The 20191-nt window shown below is 73.7% G+C and carries 14 protein-coding genes; 2 read left to right on the top strand and 12 right to left on the bottom strand.

From position 1 onward, the window contains the following. Positions 1 to 101: 101 nt before the first annotated feature. The 10 genes from ACIP94_RS29420 to ACIP94_RS29375 all read right to left on the bottom strand — a co-directional run bounded on the left by ACIP94_RS29420 (position 102) and on the right by ACIP94_RS29375 (position 13109). Positions 102 to 2222 (bottom strand): chorismate-binding protein, encoded by a 2121-nt coding sequence (locus tag ACIP94_RS29420; RefSeq protein WP_402432133.1) that lies wholly within the window; start codon positions 2220 to 2222, stop codon positions 102 to 104. A gap of 613 nt (positions 2223 to 2835) precedes the next feature. Further along, complete coding sequence (gene hypE, locus ACIP94_RS29415; protein ID WP_402432130.1) at positions 2836 to 3915, bottom strand: hydrogenase expression/formation protein HypE; 1080 nt, start codon at positions 3913 to 3915, stop codon at positions 2836 to 2838. Then, on the bottom strand, positions 3908 to 5032 hold the full coding sequence (gene hypD / locus ACIP94_RS29410; protein ID WP_402432127.1) for a hydrogenase formation protein HypD: 1125 nt from the start codon (positions 5030 to 5032) through the stop codon (positions 3908 to 3910). The genes hypE and hypD overlap by 8 nt, the downstream gene beginning before the upstream one ends. Next, complete coding sequence (locus tag ACIP94_RS29405) at positions 5029 to 5340, bottom strand: HypC/HybG/HupF family hydrogenase formation chaperone (protein ID WP_402432124.1); 312 nt, start codon at positions 5338 to 5340, stop codon at positions 5029 to 5031. Before ACIP94_RS29405 ends, hypD begins: the two co-directional genes overlap by 4 nt. Positions 5341 to 5392: 52 nt before the next feature. Then, complete coding sequence (gene hypF / locus ACIP94_RS29400) at positions 5393 to 7792, bottom strand: carbamoyltransferase HypF (protein WP_402432121.1); 2400 nt, start codon at positions 7790 to 7792, stop codon at positions 5393 to 5395. Further along, on the bottom strand, positions 7789 to 8589 hold the full coding sequence (gene hypB, locus ACIP94_RS29395; protein WP_402432119.1) for a hydrogenase nickel incorporation protein HypB: 801 nt from the start codon (positions 8587 to 8589) through the stop codon (positions 7789 to 7791). The genes hypF and hypB overlap by 4 nt, the downstream gene beginning before the upstream one ends. A gap of 3 nt (positions 8590 to 8592) precedes the next feature. Beyond that, complete coding sequence (locus tag ACIP94_RS29390; RefSeq protein WP_402432117.1) at positions 8593 to 8991, bottom strand: hydrogenase maturation nickel metallochaperone HypA; 399 nt, start codon at positions 8989 to 8991, stop codon at positions 8593 to 8595. 173 nt (positions 8992 to 9164) lie between these two features. Further along, on the bottom strand, positions 9165 to 9710 hold the full coding sequence (locus ACIP94_RS29385) for a hydrogenase maturation protease (protein WP_402432114.1): 546 nt from the start codon (positions 9708 to 9710) through the stop codon (positions 9165 to 9167). Beyond that, positions 9707 to 11023: a hypothetical protein gene (locus ACIP94_RS29380; RefSeq protein ID WP_402432111.1), complete on the bottom strand. Its 1317-nt coding sequence runs from the start codon at positions 11021 to 11023 to the stop codon at positions 9707 to 9709. Before ACIP94_RS29380 ends, ACIP94_RS29385 begins: the two co-directional genes overlap by 4 nt. 322 nt (positions 11024 to 11345) lie before the next feature. Further along, entirely contained in the window at positions 11346 to 13109 is a 1764-nt protein-coding gene (locus ACIP94_RS29375; RefSeq protein WP_402432108.1) for an enoyl-CoA hydratase-related protein, read from the bottom strand. 316 nt (positions 13110 to 13425) lie between these two features. Between ACIP94_RS29375 and ACIP94_RS29370 the strand changes: the two genes are divergently transcribed. Together ACIP94_RS29370 and ACIP94_RS29365 are read left to right on the top strand one after the other, a co-directional pair. Further along, positions 13426 to 16248: a SpoIIE family protein phosphatase gene (locus ACIP94_RS29370; protein WP_402432105.1), complete on the top strand. Its 2823-nt coding sequence runs from the start codon at positions 13426 to 13428 to the stop codon at positions 16246 to 16248. Positions 16249 to 16372: 124 nt separating this feature from the next. After that, complete coding sequence (locus ACIP94_RS29365; protein ID WP_402432101.1) at positions 16373 to 17221, top strand: chitosanase; 849 nt, start codon at positions 16373 to 16375, stop codon at positions 17219 to 17221. 10 nt (positions 17222 to 17231) lie between these two features. On the opposite strand, the gene ACIP94_RS29360 is transcribed toward ACIP94_RS29365, so the two are convergent. Beyond that, positions 17232 to 19124 (bottom strand): DUF2264 domain-containing protein, encoded by a 1893-nt coding sequence (locus tag ACIP94_RS29360; protein ID WP_402432098.1) that lies wholly within the window; start codon positions 19122 to 19124, stop codon positions 17232 to 17234. Next, a complete protein-coding gene (locus ACIP94_RS29355; RefSeq protein ID WP_402432095.1) occupies positions 19121 to 20164 on the bottom strand; it encodes a hydroxyacid dehydrogenase in 1044 nt (347 codons plus the stop codon). Before ACIP94_RS29355 ends, ACIP94_RS29360 begins: the two co-directional genes overlap by 4 nt. Positions 20165 to 20191 lie beyond the last annotated feature (27 nt).

Here is a 20191-nt window from a genome sequence, read left to right as displayed (position 1 = left end):
GCTCCAGCCCCGGCGTTCGGCGAGTGCGGCGAGCCGGGCCGCGAGATTGCCGGGAGCCCCCGCCTCGGCGGGCGGCACGGCGGGCCGGGGAGTGGTCATGGTCATCGGGCCGCCTCCTCCTCCGGGGCCGGGGCGGTGGTGTGCTCGCGGTGGGCGCGCATCACGGCGGCGGTCTTGAGCAGCATCTCCTCGTACTCCGCGGCCGGATCGGAATCGAGGACGATCGCACCGCCGGCGCCCAGCCGCATCAGACCGTCGGACAGCACGGCGGTACGGACGACGAGGCCGAGGTCGGCGGCGCCGCTGCAGCCGAAGTAGCCGAGGGCCCCGGAGTAGACACCCCGGGCCCCGGTCTCCAGTGCGCCGACGATCTCCATGGACCGCAGCTTCGGCGCGCCGGTCACCGAGCCGCCGGGGAAGCAGGCGCGTACGCAGTCCACGGCGTCCGTGCCCTCGCGCAGGCGGCCCTCGACGGTGGAGACCAACTGGTGCACGGCCGCGCAGGTCTCCGTGGCCATGAGCCGGGCGACCCGTACCGTACCGGTCGCGCAAACCCGGCCCAGGTCGTTGCGGAGCAGGTCGACGATCATCAGGTTCTCCGCGCGGGTCTTGTCGTCCACGGCCAGCGAGTGCCGCAGCCGCGCGTCCTCCGCCGGGTTGCCACCGCGCGGCGCGGTGCCCTTGACGGGTCTGGCCTGCGCGATGCCGTCCCGGGTGATCCGCAGAAAGCGCTCGGGGGACGAACAGGCCACCTCGAGGTCCCCGAACCTCAGGAAGGCCGCGTAGGGCACCGGGTCGACACGGCGCAGCACCCGGTAGAAGCCGTAGGCGTCGTCGGGCGCGGGCAGCCGGACGGCGTTCGTCAGGCAGATCTCATAGCTGGTGCCGGCCTCCAGCTCACGTCGGCAGGCCTCGATGTCCGCGAGATAGGCCGCACGGTCGCGCACCAGCCATGGTTCGGCGGCGGCCGGCTCCGGTTCGACGGGGTCGGGGGTGGCGGGGGGCTCACCGGCGGAGACGAAGGTGAGCCGGGCCACCGCGCTGTCGAGCCAGTCGGAGGCCTCTCGGGTGGCGGCCGGGTTGTCCTCCGCGACGCACACCGCGTAGGTGGCGCCCTCCTCGTGGTCCACGGCGATCAGCCGGTCCGCGAACAGCCAGCAGGCGTCCGGGGTTTCGGCCCGGTGCCGGTTCGGCGAGCCGCAGTCGGCCTTGGCCTCGTAGCCGAAGTAGCCGACATAGCCGCCGGTGAAGTCGAAGGGGAGGCCGGTGGCGTCGACATGACGGGTCGCCAACTGCCGCTTGAGGTAGTCGAAGACGCTCGCGCGGACCCGGCGCACCGGCCGTCCGGGCCGCTCGATCTCGCAGACGCCGCTGTCGGCGTCGTAGCGCACGAACTCGGCGAGCGGGCCGGCGCCGTCCCCGAGGAAGGAGAAGCGGGAGAGTCCGGGCTCGACGCGTGAACTGTCCAGCCAGAAGGCCCGGGGCGCGTCGGCGCACATCCGGGCGAACGCCGCCTCCGCGTCGACGGCGGTGCCGAGCCGGCGGTAGTGGAGCCGGTGGGCGGGCCGGGTGGTGCGGCGGGGGCGGGGGACGGCCGTCGCGGACTGCGGGATCGTGGTGTTCTTCGTACGGGTCCTGCGGGCGCGCTCGGCGGTCAGATTGCGGAAGTTGACGAGCATGCGGTGGCCGTAGTCGGTGAGCACCGACTCGGGGTGGAACTGCACTCCCCACAGGGGCCGGGTGCGGTGCCTGAGGCCCATCACGACCCCGTCCTCGGCCCAGGCGGTGGCCTCCAGGGTCTCGGGCAGCGGCTCGGCGACTGACAGCGAGTGGTAACGGACCGCGGTGAAGTTCTGCGGCAGGCCCTGGAACAGGTCCCGGCCGTCGTGCCGGACCGTGGACAGATACCCGTGCCGGGGCTGCGGCGCCGGCTCCACACGGCCCCGCTCCCCCACCGCGATGCCCTGATGGCCGAGACAGACCCCGAGCACGGGTATGCCGGCCCGTGCGATCACTCTCGCGCCGATGCCGAAGTCCCGTGGTTCGGCCGGGTGTCCGGGTCCCGGCGACACCACCACGTTGTCGAACGCCGCGAGGCCCGGCAGGGCGTCGATCGGGGTGTCGTTGAGCACGACCACCGGCTCCTCGCCGTTGACCTCGGCGATCAGCTGGAACAGGTTGTACGTGTAGGAGTCGTAGTTGTCGATGAGCAGGGTCTTCACCCGCCCACCTCCCTCGTGTCGGTCTCGGGCCTGCCCGGGGCCACCGCGCGGTCGTCCGCGGCGGGGCCCGCTCCCCGAGTGGAAGTCCGCCTCGCGGCCCGGTACCACCCGATGAGCGACGGCGGCGGTAACGGGCTCCCTGAGGTCACACCGTCGAGTACGCAGCAACGGCGGACCATGTTCAACGCCCCGGGCGCACCCGGGCGGCGGCCGGCTTCTCCCTGTGCGCCTCGGACGCACCGGGCTCCGCCGTCAACCACCTGCGCCGGTCCGCGCCACCGTCAGCCACCTGCGCGGGTCCGCGCCGCCGGAGACCGGCGCAGGAGTCCGGGCCCGGGCGGGCCGCCTCGCCGCCGGACGCCGTACGACCGGGATCGCCACATCCGCCGTACGCCCCGGGGCCCCACGGCCACCGGGGCGGGCGGGTCGCCGCCGGCCGGCGCCCGGACGGCAAGACGTCAGCCGTACGACCCGGGATCGCCACGTCCGCCGTACGACCCGGGATCGCCACGTCCGCCGTACGACCGGGATCGCCACGTCCGCCGTACGACCGGGATCGCCACATCCTCCGTGGGAGACGGGTCGCCGCCACTCGGCGTCGGGACCGGAAGGGTCAGCAGATCCTGGGCAGTTGCTCCCCGATCGGCAGGTCGATCACCCGCGTGCCCCCCAGACCGGTACGGGCCACGACCATGCCCGGGTGGTCCGCCACCGTCTCGCCGATGATCCTGGCCTCCACGCCCAGCGGATGGGCCCGCATCGCGTCCAGAACGGCGTCGGCGTGCTGCCGCGGCACAAACGCTACCAGCTTGCCCTCGTTGGCCACGTACATCGGATCGAGGCCCAGCACGGCGCAGGCGTTGGCGACGGCCGGCGGGACCGGGACCTCGCGCTCGATGATGACGACACCGGTGCCCGAGGCGAGCGCGATCTCGTTGAGTGCGGCCCCCAGCCCGCCCCGGGTGGGATCCCGCAGCACGTGCAGGTCCGGGGTGACCGCGAGCATCGCGTCCACCAGAGTGCCGAGGGGCGCGCAGTCGCTCTGGGTCTCCACGCCGAACTCCAGACCTTCGCGGACGCTCATGATCGCCACGCCGTGGACACCGATCGGGCCGCTGACGATCACCACGTCGCCGGGGACGACCCGCTGGGGCCGCAGATCGACGCCCGCCGGGATCAGCCCGATACCGGCCGTGTTGATGAAGACGCCGTCGCCGTGGCCGGCCTCCACCACCTTGGTGTCGCCCGTCGCCACCTCGACCCCGGCGGCCCGCGCCGCCGCGCCCAGCGCGTCGGCGACCCGGGAGACCGTCTCCAGTTCGACGCCCTCCTCCAGGATGAAACCGCAGGAGAGGTACGAGGCCCGGGCACCGCTCATGGCGAGGTCGTTCACGGTGCCGTTGACCGCGAGGTCGCCGATGCTGCCGCCGGGGAAGAACAGCGGCCGCACCACGAAGGAGTCGGTGGAGAACGCCAGTCGCAGTCCGCCCAGCGAGAGCGCGGCGGCATCGCCGAGCTGCGCCAGCGCCTCTCCTCCGAAGGCGGGCGCGAAGACGTCCCGGACCAGCTCCGCGGAGAGCGCCCCGCCTCCGCCGTGGCCCATGACGACGCGGGACTGGTCGCGCAGTGGGGCGGGGCAGGTCCAGGCCGCCGGGTCCACGGACGGCATACCCAGATCGGTGGTGTCAGACAACGGGGGTCGCCTCCCGGGGCGCGGGGGTCAGGTCCAGGCGCCGGTAGAGGTAGTACGCGGCGCAGGCGCCCTCGCTGGAGACCATCGTGGCTCCGAGCGGGGTGCGCGGGGTGCACAGGGTGCCGAACGCCTCGCACTCGTGCGGCTTGATCAGGCCCTGGAGGACCTCTCCGCTGCGGCACTCGGCGGGTTCGCGGGTGCGGATGCCGTCCACCGAGAAGCGGTACTCGGCGTCGTAGTCACGGTATTTCGGGGACAGCCGCCAGCCGCTGTCGGGGATCACGCCGATGCCGCGCCAGGCGCGGTCGGTGACCTCGAAGACGTCCTCCAGCATGGCCTTGGCGGCCGGGTTGCCCTCGGAGCGGACGGCACGGGGGTAGGCGTTGTCGACCCGGTGCTCGCCCCGTTCGAGCTGGGCCACCGTGCGGCGTACCCCTTCCAGGATGTCCAGGGGCTCGAATCCGGTGACCACGATCGGGACCCGGAAGCGCTCGGCCAGGTCCGGGTACTCGTCGACGCCCATCACGCTGCACACGTGGCCCGCGGCCAGGAAGCCCTGGACGCGGCAGCTCGGCGACCGCATGATGGCCTCGATCGCGGGGGGCACCCGTACATGGGACACCAGCATGCTGAAGTTCCGGATGCCGAGCCTGCGGGCCTGATGGACCGTCATCGCGTTGGGGGGCGCGGTGGTCTCGAAGCCGATGCCGAAGAACACCACCTGCCGGTCCGGGTTCTGCTGGGCGACCCGCAGGGCGTCGAGCGGGGAGTAGACGATCCTGACGTCCCCGCCCGCCCCCTTGACCTGGAACAGGTCCCGGCCGCTGCCGGGCACGCGGAGCATGTCCCCGAAGGAACAGAAGACCACCCCGGGGCGGGAGGCGATCTCCAGCGCCTTGTCGATGACCTCGAGCGGGGTCACGCACACGGGGCAGCCCGGGCCGTGGATCAGCTCCACTTCACCAGGCAGCAGTTGGTCGATGCCATGGCGGATGATGGAGTGGGTCTGGCCGCCGCAGACCTCCATCAGGGCCCAGGGCCTGGTCACCGTGGCATGGATCTCGTCGAGGAGCCGGCGTGCCAGCTCAGGGTCCTGGAATTCGTCGATGTACTTCACTGCTGAGGCGCCTCCTCGCACCCGGGCGGTAGCGTTCCGTTCGCCTCCGCCGCCATTTCCCAGGGATCGCCGAACTCCTCCTGCAGCAGGCCGAGGGTTTCGAACAGTTCGAGCGTCTGCTTGGCCGACTCCTCGTCGAGGCGCTGCAGGGCGAAGCCGACGTGGACGATGGCGTACTCGCCGACCTGGATGTCGGGCAGGTACTCCAGGCACACCTCCTTGACGACACCGCCGAAGTCGACGGTGGCCATCCGGGTGCCGTCGCGTTCCTCGATGTCCAGCACTCTGCCGGGTACCGCCAGGCACATGGGCCTCTCCTCGCTGTGGATGTGCGTCGCCCGGCGCTGCCGGGAGGGTCGGTCAATCGGGGGCCGTGGTCCGCTCCCCCGTGCGGGCGGCCACCACGAGCTGGCCGAGGGCCAGACCGCCGTCGCCCGGGGGCACCAGGTGGTGGCGCAGCACGGTGAAGCCGTCCGCGCGCAGGTCCCGCGCGCAGGCCGAGGAGAGCAGGGAGTTGAGGAACACACCGCCGGTGAGGGCGACGGTGTCGACTCCGTGCCGCTCCCGCGCCCGTCGGCACATGGCCTGCACGAGGCCGGCGACGGCCCGATGGAAGCGGGCCGCGACCAGCTCCGCGGGCGCTCCCGCGCGCAGGTCGTCGACGATCGCCGCGATCACCGGCGCCGGATCCGCCCGCACCGGGCCGCCGTCCGGTCCCGGTGGCCCGACGGCGAAGGCGTAGGCCGCGGTGTCCCCGGTGGGCGCCCGCAGCGCGGCGGCCTCCAGTTCCACGGCGGCCTGGGCCTCGTACCGCGACCGGTGGCGGACCCCCGCGAGGGAGGACACGGCGTCGAAGAGCCGGCCCATGCTGGAGGTGGGGACACAGTTCAGATCGCGCTCCAACTGCCGCTCCAGCACACGGCGTTCATCCGCCGGGCAGGCGTCCGCGCAGGGCAGTCCGGCCAACCAGTCGATCCCCGCCCGGCGCAGATGCGCGAGGGCCATGCGGTACGGACGGTGCACCGCGGCGTCGCCCCCGGGCAGCGGCGCATACGCCAGATGCCCGAACCGGAGGAAACCGTCGTAGTCGGCGAGCAGGAACTCCCCGCCCCACACCGCCCCGTCGTCGCCGTAGCCGGTGCCGTCAAAGGCGACGCCGAGCACCGGCCTGCGGCCGTCGAGTCCGTGCTCGGCCATCGCGGCGGCGACATGGGCGTGATGGTGCTGGACCCGCACGACGGGGCGGCCCGCGGCGTTCCGCAGGGCCCATCCGGCGCAACGGTAGGCGGGATGCCGGTCGGCGGCCAGCAGCCGCGGCCGCACCGGGGTGATCGACTCCAGCTGCGCCACGGCGCGTTCGAAGGCCCGCTGGGTGGCGAGGTCGTCCATGTCGCCGATGTGGGCGGACAGCCACGCCAGCCGGCCCGCGCCGAGACAGAGCGTGTTCTTGAGGTCTCCGCCGACGGCGAGGGCCGGGCGCACCTCGACCGGAAGGGTCAGCGGCAGCGGCGCGTATCCCCGGGCGCGGCGTACGAGGAGCGGCTGTCCGTCGCACACCCGGACCACGGAGTCGTCGCACGGCACATGGATCGGCCGGTCGTGGGTGAGCCAGGCGTCGGCGAGAGGGGCCAGTCGCTCCAGCGCCTCCGCGTCGTCGGTGACGATGGGCTCGCCGGAGACGTTGCCGCTGGTCATGACGAGCAGCCGGGGGCCCTCGGGGTCGCCGGGGAGGCCGAACAGCAGATGGTGGACGGGGGTGTACGGCAGCATGACGCCGAGGTCGGGACTTCCGGGCGCGACGCCATCGGCCGGCCGGGGGACGCCGCGCGCGGCCCTGCCGTCCGTACGGCGGCGCAGCAGCACGATGGGGCGGGTGGCGCCGGTGAGCAGGGCCCGCTCCTCGGGAGCGAGCCGGACGAGGGGCTCGATGTCCTCCAGGCTCGCGGCCATGACCGCGAACGGCTTGTCCCCCCGGGCCTTGCGGTGCCGCAACCTGTCGACCGCCTCGGAATCGGTGGCGTCGCAGGCGAGGTGATAGCCGCCCAGGCCCTTGACCGCCACAACGGCGCCGGCCGCCAGGAGCCGCCGGGCCCCGGCGATCGGGTCCCCCTGCCGTTGCGGGCCCGGCGGGCCGCCTCCGTCCACGCGGCCGACGAGCAGACGCAATCGCGGCCCGCAGGCCGGGCAGGCGATGGGCTGGGCGTGGAAGCGGCGGTCGCCCGGATCGGCGTACTCGCGGGCGCAGTCGGCGCACATCGGGAAGCCGGCCATGGTGGTCTGGTCCCGGTCGTAGGGCAGGCCGGTGACGATGGTGAACCGTGGGCCGCAGTGCGTGCAGGTGATGAACGGGTGGCGGTGGCGCCTGTCGCGGGGGTCGGCGAGTTCGCCGAGACACGTGGCACAGGTCGCCGTGTCCGCCGGGATCAGGGTGCGCGCGGGGCCGTCCACCCGCGAGGCGCGGATGGTGAAGGACGTCTCACCGGTGACGGGCACCTCCCGGTGGTGGACGCGCTCCACACGGGCCAGCGGGGGCGCGTCCTCGGCGATGCGGTCGCAGAACCGGGCGACGGCCAGGGGCTCGCCCTCGACCTCCACGACGACGCCTTCGAGGGTGTTGGTCACATGCCCGGACAGGTCCAGGGCGGTGGCGAGGGCGTGGAGGTACGGCCGGAAGCCGACGCCCTGCACCACGCCCTCGACGGTGACCCTCCGGCGCAGCGGTGCCCGGACCTCGGCGGCCGTCGGGGGCGGACCGGTCACGAGCGGGGCTGCGCCATGGCGGCGGTGCCGTTCGTGTCGTCCTGAGCGCCGGTCCGGGGTGGGGTGGGGTCGGCGTGGGTGCCCGTGTGGCCGTGGGTGTGCCGGTGCGGCTCACGGGCCATGACGGGCGTGTGGACGGGGGCGCCGGCCGCGGCCGCCAGGGCCCGGTCGAGCAGGAGACCGACCCCCATGTCGCGGCGGGCCGAGGTCAGCAGCACCTCCACCCCGGGATTGACGCGTTCCACGTTCGCGCGGAACGTCTCCTCGTCGAAGCCGACCGCCTCGGCGATGTCCGTCTTGGTGACCACGACCAGGTGGGCGAGTCCGAAGGCGGTGGGGTACTTGAGGGGCTTGTCCTCGCCCTCGGTCACGGAGGCGAGCACCACCCGCAGCGTCTCCCCCAGGTCGTAGGAGGCCGGACAGACGAGATTGCCGACGTTCTCCACGAACAGCAGCCGCACCGGGCTGGGCAGCCATCCCGCCAGATGGCCGGCGAGCATCGCGGCCTCCAGGTGGCACAGGCCGTCGGTGAGGACCTGCTTGACCGGGACTCCCGAACGCGCAAGGCGTGCCGCGTCGTTCTCGGTGGCGAGGTCGGCCGTGAGCGCCGCGACCGGCACGGCCCGGTCCCGGGCCTCGACCAGTTCGCGCTCCAGGAGGGCGGTCTTGCCGCTGCCGGGGCTGGAGAGCAGGTTGACGACGGTGGTGCCACGGGCCGTGAGTTCGGCGCGCAGGGTGTCCGCGGCCCGGTCGTTCTTGGCTAGTACGGCCTCGTGCAGGTCGACCACACGGCACATGGTTCAGCGCTCCTCGGGGATCGGTTCGCGGGTGGTGGGTTCGGGCGGGCGGCCGTCCTCCCACCGCACGCCGACGATCTGCAGTTCGCGGCCGGACAGCAGGTCGGTGGTGCCCGCGTCACAGCGCGGGCAGCTCAGCAGCGGGGGCATGCCGACGGCCCATTCGTGTGCGCACGGTGCGCAGCGGGCACGTCCCGGCACGAGGTCGGTGACCAGTTCGGCGCCTTCGAGCACGGTCCCGGCGCAGGCCAGTTCGAAGCAGAAGGACAGGGCGTCGGGGACGACGCCGGCCAGCTCGCCCACCTGGAGCCGGACCTCATGGACCGCCGTGATGTCACCGGCCCGCTCGGCGGCCTCTTCCACCTGGCCGATCACCGCCAGCGCGATCGACATCTCGTGCATGGGTCTCCGTCCCGGCGGGAGGCCGGGGAGCGGCCCCGTGGGACGGGGCGTGCGCGGCCCGCCGACGTCCATTGAAGGTGAGACACCATCGGCTCGCGGACCGGCACGCCGGTGCCGCCGGACGGGTACGCCGTTCGCCGCAACGCCCCGGCGGGGCGGGCCGAGGCCGTCGGTCAGCGCGCGGTGTCGTCCACCAGTGCCTGGGGCGCTGGGCCGTCCGTCGCGTCGGACCGCACCAGCTGTTCGATCAGCTGGACGGCCCGGGGTACGGCGTCGGACACCGCCGGGCTGAGGCCGATGCGCTCCTCCACGGATGCGGGCTCGCACCCCACCACCATCGTGCGCCGCGGCGGCTGCCCGTCCGTCCCGGCGCACAGCGTGCCGAGCAGGGCGAGGACGGCGTCGGGGGTCATCCGGTGGCCGTCCATCGGCGCGCCCGGCACGCCGTCCGCCGCGACCTCGTCGTGCTCGATCACATACAGCGTGCCGGGATCCCCGCCGCGCGCGGTGGCGTCCACGAGAATCAACGTGTCGTAGCCGTCGAGGATCTGGTAGGCGAGGTGCACTCCGCGCACCCCGACGTCGAGGACCTCGACATGCGGGGGCAGCCGGCGTTCGCTCAGCGCGCTCACGGTCTCCACGCCGAAGCCGTCGTCCCCGAGGAAGACGTTCCCGATGCCGGCCACCAGGACCTTGCCGTTGTCGCCACCGGGGCTCATGTCGCGTCCTCCACGGGTGCCACCTCATCGGTCCGGAAGTAGAGGAAACTCCCCTTCGCCCGCCGGATGTCGGCGCCCGGGTCGTCCTCCACCGTCACCGCGAGATGCACCGAGCCGTCCACGTCGTGCAGCACGGACTCGACGGTCGCGATACGGCCGCGCAGAAACAGATCCTGCGCGTCGGTGCGCCGCAGACCGGGGCGGAGCAGCACCCGGCTTCCGGCGCGCACCGGCCGGCCGTCCACGACGACCTCGTCGGGGGCCGGGTCGATGCCGCCCTCGCCCGCCGGCGCGCGCCGGGGGTCGGGACGTACGATCCCGTACTCGTCGGGGAAGCCTTCGGCGGATGCGGCCCCCGTCACCGCGCGCACGCCGTCCGGGGTGAGGCCCCCGTCGGCCGCCACCGGCGCGCAGAGCGTGCCGGGGTGGTCGGGCGGTCCGGGGTGGCCCGGGGGGACGGCCGGATGGTCCCCGAGGATGACCGGCGAGGACAGCACCACGTCGGCACGGCCGGATTCACCGGCGAGGACGGGCCAGGTGTGCAGATTGCGGCAGGAGGCGGTCGCCTCCTTCGCCCACTCGGGGGGATCCGTCATCGACAGGAAGGACCCGGCGCTCAGTCCCAGCAGGAGGTGGGTGGCCATCAGGGAGCGGGGCAGAGCCGAGTTCCGGTCGTCGGCCTCGTCGTCCGCGGGGGCCCAGGGGCTGGTGTTCTCGGCGACGGCGGTCAGCCGCAGGACCCGGAAGGGGCCGTCGAGCCGGCGTGCCGACAGCCGCAGGGTGCCGTGGATCTCCTCGCACCGGCGTACCAGACGGCCCACGGCCCGGCCGTCCGCGTCGAGGACCGGCTCGCTCTCCTCCTCCGCCGGGCGGCCGAAGGCGAGCGTGACCCCCTCGCCGTCGAGGAGTTCGGCCGGTGTCACGACCGCTTCGACGCGCTCCACGGTTCCCTCGTCCCGGGGAGCGAGGACGCGGTCCCCCAGCCGGAGTTCGGGAACGGTCGTGAACGTGCCGTCGGCCCGGGCCCGCTGGACCGTACGGCGCCAGGCGCGCAGGAACCGCAGCTCGACCGCCACGGTGGCGTCCGCGCCGGGTTCCATCAGGCACTCGGTGTGCTGGAAGTCGTACTCCTGCTCGCGGTCGGCGCCCCAGGCGGGCGGTACGAGCACCCCGGACTGACGGCGCAGCCGGTGCTCGGCGGCGAGGCCGCGGTACGGGTGGAGCGCACACCCCTCGAAGAGGACGGTGTCGGCCACCCGCCGGGCGAGGGCGAAGCGTGCCTCCGTCTCCGGGGCGAACACGGTCACGCTCACGCGGCGGTCCTTTCGGGCGTCGGCGGGCCGCGAAACGCGGCGCGGGGGCGGCGGTCCTCGGCGTGGGGGCAGCGGTGGTCGGCGGGGAGGCGACGGTCCTTGGTACGAAGGCGGCGGCCTTCGGGGTGGAGGCGGCGGCTATCGGGGCGTAGGCGGCAGTCTTCGGGATGGAGGCGGCGGCTATCGGGGCGTAGGCGGCAGCCTTCGGGGTGGAGGCGGCCGCTATCGGCACGAAGACGGCGGTCGCCCGCACGGGTGCGGCGGTCTTCGGCAGCGGGGCGGGGCAGAAGCGGCCGGCTCCCGGCCGTCGGGCGTCCCGCCATCAGTCGTGGGGCCGTTGTGTGAGGGTCCCCTCGGCGGCCGTGGTGGTGGCCGTGTCCTCGGACCGGACCGGTTCCGCCGCCGTCCGGGCACTCGCGGCGGCGGTGAGATGCGGGGGTGTGCACGACGGTGTCTCCTTGCGGACGAACGCGCGCCGCAGTGCGTGGTAGGGCGCGCCCGGGTCGTAAAAGGTCCGGTGCATCCTGGCCAGCTCCCGTTCCCTGAAGGCGGCCAGTGGCTCCTTGCTCTGCTGGAGTTCCAGTTCCGCCTTCTTCGCCGCGATCCGGGACCGCGTTCCCGGCAATGCCGCCAGCCGGGCCGCCAGCCGGCCGGCCTCCGCCGCGAAGTCCTGCGGCCCGCACTCGACCACACGGTCGACGAGTCCTAGGCTCCGGGCCCGCGCGGCACTCATCGGCAGGGCCTCACGCAGCAGCCGGTCGGCCACCGTGGCACCGACGCGACGGGGCAGCGTGTACGTCCAGTACTCCGAGCCGTACAGGCCCATCAGCCGGTAGTGCGGGTTCAGGACGCAGCCGGACCTGCACCAGACCTCGTCCGCCGCGAAGGCGAGCATCACACCGCCCGCCGCGGCGTTGCCGCCGAGCGCGGAGACGACCAGCCGGTCCGTGGTCGTCAGGACCGCCTCGACCAGGTCGTCGATGGCGTTGATGTTCGCCCAGGACTCGGCCGCGGGGTCGTCGGCGGCCTCGATGACGCCCAGATGGATGCCGTTGGAGAAGAAGTCCCGCGGGCCGCCCAGCAGCAGCACCGTGGTGGGGCGCGCGCACGCGGCCCGGTAGGCGGCCAGCAGCCGCCGGCACTGGGCGGTGCTCATCGCGCCGCCGGGGAAGGCGAACGAGAGGAAACCGACGCCGCCCTCCTCGCGGTAGCGGATGTCGGTCCAGGCGGGCCGTGCGGCGTCCGGGGCCACGGGCAGCTCGGGCACCGGGGGCAACCGGTCGCCGAGGGCCTGTACGGCGGGAAGTCTGATCGGGCGCGGCTGTCCCGGAACGCGCCGGCGGCGCAGTTCGGGGATCCACACGGCACCGTCCCGGGTCGCCCGGCAGATCGCCCCGGCCCTGGTGGCGAGCAGCTCCCCAGGGGTTCCGCGCAGTCCCTCCTCGGGGTGGCCGCCGTGCAGGTACCACTCCTCGCCGAGCAGCACGTCGAGCACGCCGGGCTGGGAGTCGGCGGCGCGCAGCTTGCGGACGACGGTGAGCGTGGGATCGGCGGCCCAGTCGATCCGCCGGACGCTCTGGTCGAGGTACGGCCGGCTCCGCGCGGCACCCTGCGCCAGAGGGGTGTAGGTCCCGGAGGCGAAGCGCTCCACGGCCAGCAGCACGGCCGCGAGGGCCGCGTCGGCGATCTCACCCCGGTACAGGTCGCTCTTGGACACCGGCGGTACCGGGCAGGCCACGGACGCCCACACGGCGCCCGCGTCCATCTCCTCCTCCGCCTGAAGAACCGTCACGCCCCACCGCCTGGCGCCCTCCGTGATCGCCCAGTCCAGGGAGGACGGCCCGCGGTCCCCGGGGGGGCCGGGATGGACGATGAGACACGGGTACGCGGACCACACCTCCCGGGGAATCGCCGTCTTCAGCATCGGCGCGAGCACGAGGTGCGGCGCATGCCGCCGTACGGCGTCCGCCAGGGGGACGTGCGGCAGGGCGAGTTCCACCGCCACCGTGTGCCCCCGGTCGCGCAGCTCGGCGTGGACGCGCTGCGTGAGGCTGTTGAACGCGGTGGCCACGAGCAGGATGTGCACGGCGGACTCCCGGCGGACGGTGTGGGCTGAGTTGCCCGGCCGACTGCGATGGTCGGACATGGCCGTCCCGGGGTGGCGCAGACTGGCTGCGAAGTCACCCGAAAGTGGGCGTGGCGCCGCCACTCGGCGGCGAGCGCGGCTGTCTCGTTGTGGCACACGGAGCAGCCGGAGCAGACAGGCGGACCTGGAGGAACGGGCCGGTGCCGCGGTCCGGTCCGGTCGGGTCCGGTCCGGTCCGCCGAGTGCACCGGAGAACGCACGATGACGGCGTGTGACCTCTCTCGCCTCCCGCCGCCGGGGAGTGTAGACATGGCACATGGTCCGACTTCTGGGTCGAACCGGTCTCCGGTCGTCCCGTCGTCCCAGCGGTCCGCGTTCCCCGGGCGCGCAGAACCGCACCGACCTGGTGTCCTCTCCGGGGACACCGCAGGCGCCGCATCCGCCGCAGACAGCGCCCCCGCCGCACCCCGGGCACGAGCGGGGGACGGGCCGGCGGCACCCGGGAGCCCTCGCGGCGCTGCGGTCCGCGGTGGCCGGGCGCAGCGTCGCCCGACAGGTGTTCCTGCTGCACGTGATCATCGTGCTGCTGCTGGTGCTGACCGCGGTCGCGGCACTGCTCCTTCAGGTGCGGCACGACACCACGCAGGAGGCCCGCAACCGCTCCCTCGCCGTCGCCGAGGCGTTCGCGCACGCCCCGGGCACCCGTGAGGCACTGAGCGGTCCCGATCCGACGGCCGTGTTGCAGCCTGCCGCCGAGGCGGCGCGGAGGACGGCGAAGGTCGACTTCATCGTCGTCATGAACGACGCGGGGATCCGCTACACCCATCCCGTGCCGCAGCGCATCGGCGGGCACTTCGTCGGGAACCTCCAGCCCGCGCTGGCCGGGAACGCCGTGATCGAGGAGATCAACGGCACCCTCGGCCGGCTGGTGCAGGCGATCGTCCCGGTCAAGGCAATGGACGGCAGGGTGGTGGGCCTGGTGTCGGCCGGTGTCACGATCGAACACGTGGGCGGGGCCGCGGACCGGCAGCTGCCGCTGGTGCTGGCCGCCGGGGCCGCCGGGCTGGCTTTGGCCACGGCGGGCACGGCGCTGGTCAGCCGGCGGTTGCTGCGCCAGACGCATGGCCTGGGGCCGCGCGAGATGAGCCGGATGTACGAACACCACGACGCGGTGCTGCACTCGGTCCGCGAGGGCGTGATCATCCTCAGCGGCGAGGGCGACCTGCTGCTCAGCAACGACGAGGCGCAGCGGCTGCTCGACCTTCCCGACGACGCCGAGCGACGGCATGTGACCGACCTCGGCCTGCCCCCCGAGACCGCCGCACTGCTGGCCTCCGGGCGGACCGCCACCGATGAGGTGCGGCTGGTCGGGGACCGGCTGCTGGCCATCAACCAGCGGCCCACGGACCGGGGAGGGGGCCCGCCGGGGAGCGTGGCCACCCTCCGTGACTCGACGGAACTGCGCGCCCTGTCCGGCAGGGCGGAGACGGCACGCGAGCACCTCAGCCTGCTCTACGACGCCGGTGGCGCCGTGGGGACGGGCCTGAGCGTGCGGCGCACCGCCGAGGAGCTGGCCGAGCTGGCGGTCCCCCGGTTCGCCGACTTCGTCACCGTCGACCTGTTCGACGCCGTACTGGACGGCGAGGAGCCGGAAGTGGGGGCCGATCTGCGCCGGACCGCGTCCGCCGGGATCCGCGAGGGCGCCCCCCTCTACCCGCTGGAGCAGCGGATCCAGTTTGTGGCGTCCTCTCCGCAGGCCCACAGCCTGCACACCGGCAGGCCCGTTCTGGAGCCCCGGCTGGACGACGCCCCGGGCTGGCTCGCGCAGGACATCGAGCGCACCACGGCGGTCGTGGCCTTCGGGATCCACTCGCTGATCATCGTGCCCGTGCGGGCGGGGTCGCTGGTGCTGGGCCTCGTCAACTTCTGGCGTTCCGAGAAGCCGGAGCCCTTCGACGCGGAGGACGTGGCGCTCGCCGAGGAGCTGGTGGCCCGCGCCGCGGTCGCCATCGACAACGCGCGCCGGTACACGCGCGAGCACAGCATGGCGGTGACGCTGCAGCGCAGTCTGCTGCCGCGGAGGCTGCCCGAGCAGGGCGCCCTGGACATCGCCTACCGCTACCTTCCGGCGCAGGCCGGAGTGGGCGGCGACTGGTTCGATGTGCTGCCGCTGTCCGGCGCCCGGGTCGCGCTGGTGGTGGGGGACGTGGTGGGCCACGGTCTGCACGCGGCGGCCACGATGGGACGGCTGCGCACGGCGGTCCACAACTTCTCGGCCCTGGATCTTCCGCCCGACGAACTGCTCGGTCTGCTGGACGAACTGGTGGCCCGTATCGACCAGAACGAGACGGCCGAGGACACGAACGCCCCCGTCACGGGCGCGACGTGTCTGTACGCGATCTACGACCCGGCCTCGCGGCGCTGTGTCGTCGCCCGTGCGGGCCATCCACCGCCGGCCCTGATCCGGCCCGACGGCGAGGTGCACTTCCCCGAGGCGCCGGCCGGCCCGCCACTGGGGCTCGGCGGGCTGCCGTTCGAGACGGCCGATCTGGAGCTCGCGGAGGGCAGCAGGCTCGTCCTCTACACGGACGGGCTCGTCGAGGACCGCGAACGGAACATCGACGACGGATTGGAGCTGCTGCGCACCGCACTGACGCAGGCGGGTCCGTCGCCCGAGGACAGCTGCCGGGCCGTGCTGGACGCCCGGCAGCCGTTCCGGTCCCGCGACGACATCGCCCTGATCGTCGCGCGCACCCGGGCCCTCGCGGCCGACCAGGTCGCCGAGTGGGATGTGCCGGTGGATCCGGCGGCCGTCGGGGAGGTGCGGGCTTCGGTGACGCGGCGGCTGACGGAGTGGGGGCTGGAGGAGCTGAACTTCACGACGGAGCTGATCCTCAGCGAGCTGGTCACCAACGCGATCCGCTACGGCAGTCCGCCGCTCCACGTGCGGGTGGTGCGCGACCACTGCCTGATCTGCGAGGTCTTCGACGGCAGCAACACCTCGCCCCATCTGCGCTACGCGGCCATGACGGACGAGGGCGGACGCGGTCTGTTCCTCGTGGCCCAGCTCTCCGAGCGCTGGGGGACCCGCTACACACCGTCGGGCAAGGTCATCTGGGCCGAGCAGCCGCTGCCCTGAGCCGGCGCCGCCCCGCGACTTGTTCGACCCTACGAACCTCTGTCTGACGGGTACCCCTCAACTCCAGTTTCTGATAGGAAACCTTCCTATCAGCGCAACCTACCCCCCACCCCTTGGAGTCCCCATGGTGCACCGCTCCCCCGGCGCGTCGGGCCGCACGGCCACGTCCCGTCGCGCCGTACTCGCCCTCATCGGCGCGTCCCTGGCCGCCGCGCCGCTCCTGAACTCCCCGTACGCCTCGGCGGCACCCACGGCCGCCAGGGCCGTGGGGCTCGACGACCCGGCGAAGAAGGAAATCGCCATGGAACTGGTCTCCAGCGCGGAGAACTCCTCCCTCGACTGGAAGGCCCAGTACAAGTACATCGAGGACATCGGCGACGGCCGCGGCTACACCGCCGGCATCATCGGCTTCTGCTCCGGCACCGGCGACATGCTCGACCTGGTCCAGCTCTACACCGACCGCGAGCCCGGCAACGTCCTCGCCAAGTACCTGCCCGCCCTGCGCGCGGTGAACGGCAGCGACTCGCACCAGGGGCTGGACCCGAACTTCCCCAAGGACTGGCGTAAGGCCGCGCAGGACCCGGCGTTCCAGCAGGCGCAGAACGACGAGCGCGACCGGGTGTACTTCAACCCCGCCGTCAAGCAGGGCAAGGCCGACGGGCTCGGGGTGCTCGGGCAGTTCACGTACTACGACGCCATCGTCATGCACGGCGACGGGGACGACCCGACGAGCTTCCGCAACATCCGCAAGCGCGCGCTGCGCTCGGCGAAGCCGCCGGCGCAGGGCGGCAACGAGGTGACGTACCTCAACGCCTTCCTCGACGCGCGGGTGTGGGCCATGAAGCAGGAGGAGGCCCACAGCGACACCACCCGGGTCGACACCGAGCAGCGCGTCTTCCTGCGCAAGGGCAATCTGAACCTCGACCCGCCGCTCGACTGGAAGGTCTACGGGGACAGCTACCACATCGGCTGACCCGGGGCGCCTACCGCAACAGGGCCACGGTCAGCGGCCGGAACCCCACCCGCGACCGTGCGCCGTCCCCGGCCCAGGTCACCTCGACGCCGTCGTCGTCGGCCACCACGGCGGCGACGGCGTCCGCGGGCGGCGCGGGCCGGGGCTCGGCCGTGAGCACGGCCAGGCACACATGCACCGAGGTGCCGCCGGCCCGCCCGCGCAGCCGGGGCACCCGGGCCCAGCGGGTGTAGGCCGTGCCCTGAGGCGCGGGCACCGGTTCGGGGCCCTCGTCCCAGCCATGCAGCCCGTGCAGCGCCGACACCACGGGCTCCTCCGGGCCGGTGGCCCAGCCCGTATGGGTGACGCGGGTCCCGTCCGGGGCGCCGACCACCCGGTGGACACGGAGTTCGTAGCGCCCTCGGACCACCGTCACGCTCTCCACGCGCAGTCCCGGCACCATCGGCGGCCCGACGGCGAAGACGGGCCGGTGCCAGGACGCCGCCCACCCCCAGCCGTCCCCGTGCCCGGCGCCCAGGAGGTGGATGCGGCGCCGTACGCTGCCCCGGCCGTCCACCTCGACGGACAGATGGTTGTCCGCGATGTTTCCCCGGGCCGTGGGCCCGGTGTGGGTCGAGTACGCCTGGCGCCCGTAGTGGGGGTCGTCCTCGGCGGCCGACTCGCCCGCGTGGGGCAGTACATGGTCACTGCCGTGGTTGTGCAGCCGTACGATCCCGTCGGCGCCCGTCGTCTGCACGAGCAGCCCCGGTGCCGGCAGGGCGAGGACCCGGTCGGCCCCCTCGGCCGGCGCGGGCTCCTCCCGGGCCGTCCACAGCGGATGGTCCGCGGGCGCCAGCAGGGACACGAACGCCTTCGAGGCCCAGTACGGGGACGCCGGGCCCGAGTAGCTCTGGAGCGTCGCCTCGTGGGGGCCGTGCCAGCCGAGGCCGAGCAGCCCGTCCGGGGTCAGTGCGCCGCGGTCCAGGAAGTAGCGCAGACCGCCGCTGAGCACGCGCCGGGACGCGCCGGGGGAGAGCGGGGTGTGGCCGGTCAGGGCCCCCAGGGCGATGGCCGCCGTGGCCGCGAACCGGTAGGTCAGCGAGCGGCCGAAGTGCAGCGGCGCGCCGTCCGCGCCGAACATCAGGGAGAGGCTTTCGAGATGCTCCCGCAGCCGGGCTCCGTGCCCGGCCAGGCGGTCACCGTCCCCGGCGAGGTGGGCGTCCAGCACCGGATACAGGTGCAGGGCCCAGCCGTTGTAGTGGTCGAAGGCGCGCCCGTCGCCGTCCGCGTACCAGCCGTCGCCGCGGTACCAGCCCTCCAGCAGGTCCAGCGCGCGCCGCCGGGCCGCGGCCGTCTCCGCGTCCCCACGGCCCACCGACTCCAGGAACCCGGCGACCGTGAACGGGAAGAGATACCAGTTGTTCGGCGCGGGCGTGTGGCGCAGCGCCCCGCGCAGCCATTCCTCCGCCCGGTCCTGGACGCCCGCGTCCAGGTTCTTCCACAGCCAGGGAGCGGTCAGCCGCAGTCCGAGGGCGACCGACGCGGACTCCACCATCGGCTGGCCCTGTACTTCGTGACCCAGGATCAGCGGCCAGGACTCGGTGTCGTCCCGGCCGGGGCTGCGGGTCCCCGCCGCGAGACCCGCCGCGTAGCGCTCCAGCCTGCCGTGCGGGTCGTTCCCGTCGGCGCCCGCCACCCGGAAGGCGGCGGCGAGGAACGTACGGGCATAGCCCTCCAGGCCGTCCGAGCGCGCCCCCGAGCGTGAAGGCCGTCCGGGCAGGTCGAGCAGGGCGCCGCCCGGTGTGCTCCAGCGCCAGGCGGCGGCCAGCAGCCCGTCCGCCACCGCCTCCCAGTGGGCCCTGGTGTATCCCGTACGGGGGCTCCACTCCCGGTCTTCCGGGGGCAGTTCGAAGGGGATCCTCATGCCTGGAACGCCAGCCTCTCGCGTCGTACGGGGTGCAGGAACCCGGCACCGGACGCCCAGCGCGCTGTCTCGGCGAGGGCGAGATCGGCCAGCCGGCGCCACTCGTTGCCCTGGGAACCGGCCAGGTGCGGGGTGATGAGCACGTTGTCGCAGTCCCACAACGGGTGCCCGGGCGGCAGCACTTCGGGGTCGGTCACATCGAGGACGGCCCGGAGACGGCCCGCCAGGGCGGCGTCGGTCAGCGCGTCCTGGTCGACCACCGCTCCGCGCGAGGTGTTGATCAGTACGGCCCCCGGCCGCATGGCGTCGATCTGGCGCCGGCCGACCAGATGGCGGGTCGCGGGCAGCAGCGGCGTATGCACACTGACGGTGTCGCCGCGTGCGAACAGCTCGTCCAACTCGACGCGTTCGGCGCCGAGTTCGTCCGCTTCGGGGCCGGTGACGCAGGGGTCGTACAGCAGCACCTCGATGTCGTGCGGGCGCAGCAGCTCGATGACCCGGCGGCCGATGAGCGACGCGGACAGGATGCCCACGGTGCGGCGGTGGTTGCCGACGGTGCGGGGGGTGCTCAGCCAGTCGCCGCGGCTGCGGGTGGCGCGGTACTCGCGGGCGCGTCCCAGGATGTCCTTGCCGGTGAGCAGGATCATCGCGAGCGTGTACTCGGCGACCGGAAGGGCGTTGGCGAAGGCCGCGGAGGAGACCTCGACACCCCGTTCCCAGCAGGCCTCGGTGATGTGCCCGCGGACGCTGCCCGCGGTGTGCACCACCGCCCGCAGCCGGGGGGCCGCCCCTAGCACGTCCCCGTCGAGCGGAGGGCAGCCCCAGCCGGTGACCAGCAGGTCGACATCGGCGAGGACCGCCCGCGCCCGCGGTGTGGTGAGGTCGTCGAGGACGGGCGGTGGGACGAGGTCGCAGATCCCGGCGAGGGCGTCGAGGGTCTCGGGGTCGAGCACGGCCGCCGCGGCCTCCCGGGACATGGCGAGGGCGGTACGGGGGCGGAAGCCGGGGCCCGGCGCGGCGGCCGTCGGGGGGTCGGTCATCTCGGGGCGGAACTCCTCACGTGTGGG

Source organism: Streptomyces sp. NPDC093261 (assembly GCF_044753645.1).
Taxonomy (GTDB): Bacteria; Actinomycetota; Actinomycetes; order Streptomycetales; family Streptomycetaceae; genus Streptomyces.
Note: the sequence above shows the minus strand (reverse complement) of the source record. Positions and strands in the feature narration are given on the sequence as shown.

Excerpts from the sequence above, each read along its gene's own strand:
- ACIP94_RS29365 (WP_402432101.1), top strand. The coding sequence starts at position 16,373 with ATGGTGCACCGCTCCCCCGGCGCGTCGGGCCGCACGGCCACGTCCCGT.
- ACIP94_RS29405 (WP_402432124.1), bottom strand. The coding sequence starts at position 5,340 with ATGTGCCTGGCGGTACCCGGCAGAGTGCTGGACATCGAGGAACGCGAC.
- ACIP94_RS29370 (WP_402432105.1), top strand. The coding sequence starts at position 13,426 with ATGGTCCGACTTCTGGGTCGAACCGGTCTCCGGTCGTCCCGTCGTCCC.
- ACIP94_RS29390 (WP_402432117.1), bottom strand. The coding sequence starts at position 8,991 with ATGCACGAGATGTCGATCGCGCTGGCGGTGATCGGCCAGGTGGAAGAG.
- hypB (WP_402432119.1), bottom strand. The coding sequence starts at position 8,589 with ATGTGCCGTGTGGTCGACCTGCACGAGGCCGTACTAGCCAAGAACGAC.
- ACIP94_RS29385 (WP_402432114.1), bottom strand. The coding sequence starts at position 9,710 with ATGAGCCCCGGTGGCGACAACGGCAAGGTCCTGGTGGCCGGCATCGGG.
- ACIP94_RS29355 (WP_402432095.1), bottom strand. The coding sequence starts at position 20,164 with ATGACCGACCCCCCGACGGCCGCCGCGCCGGGCCCCGGCTTCCGCCCC.
- ACIP94_RS29360 (WP_402432098.1), bottom strand. The coding sequence starts at position 19,124 with ATGAGGATCCCCTTCGAACTGCCCCCGGAAGACCGGGAGTGGAGCCCC.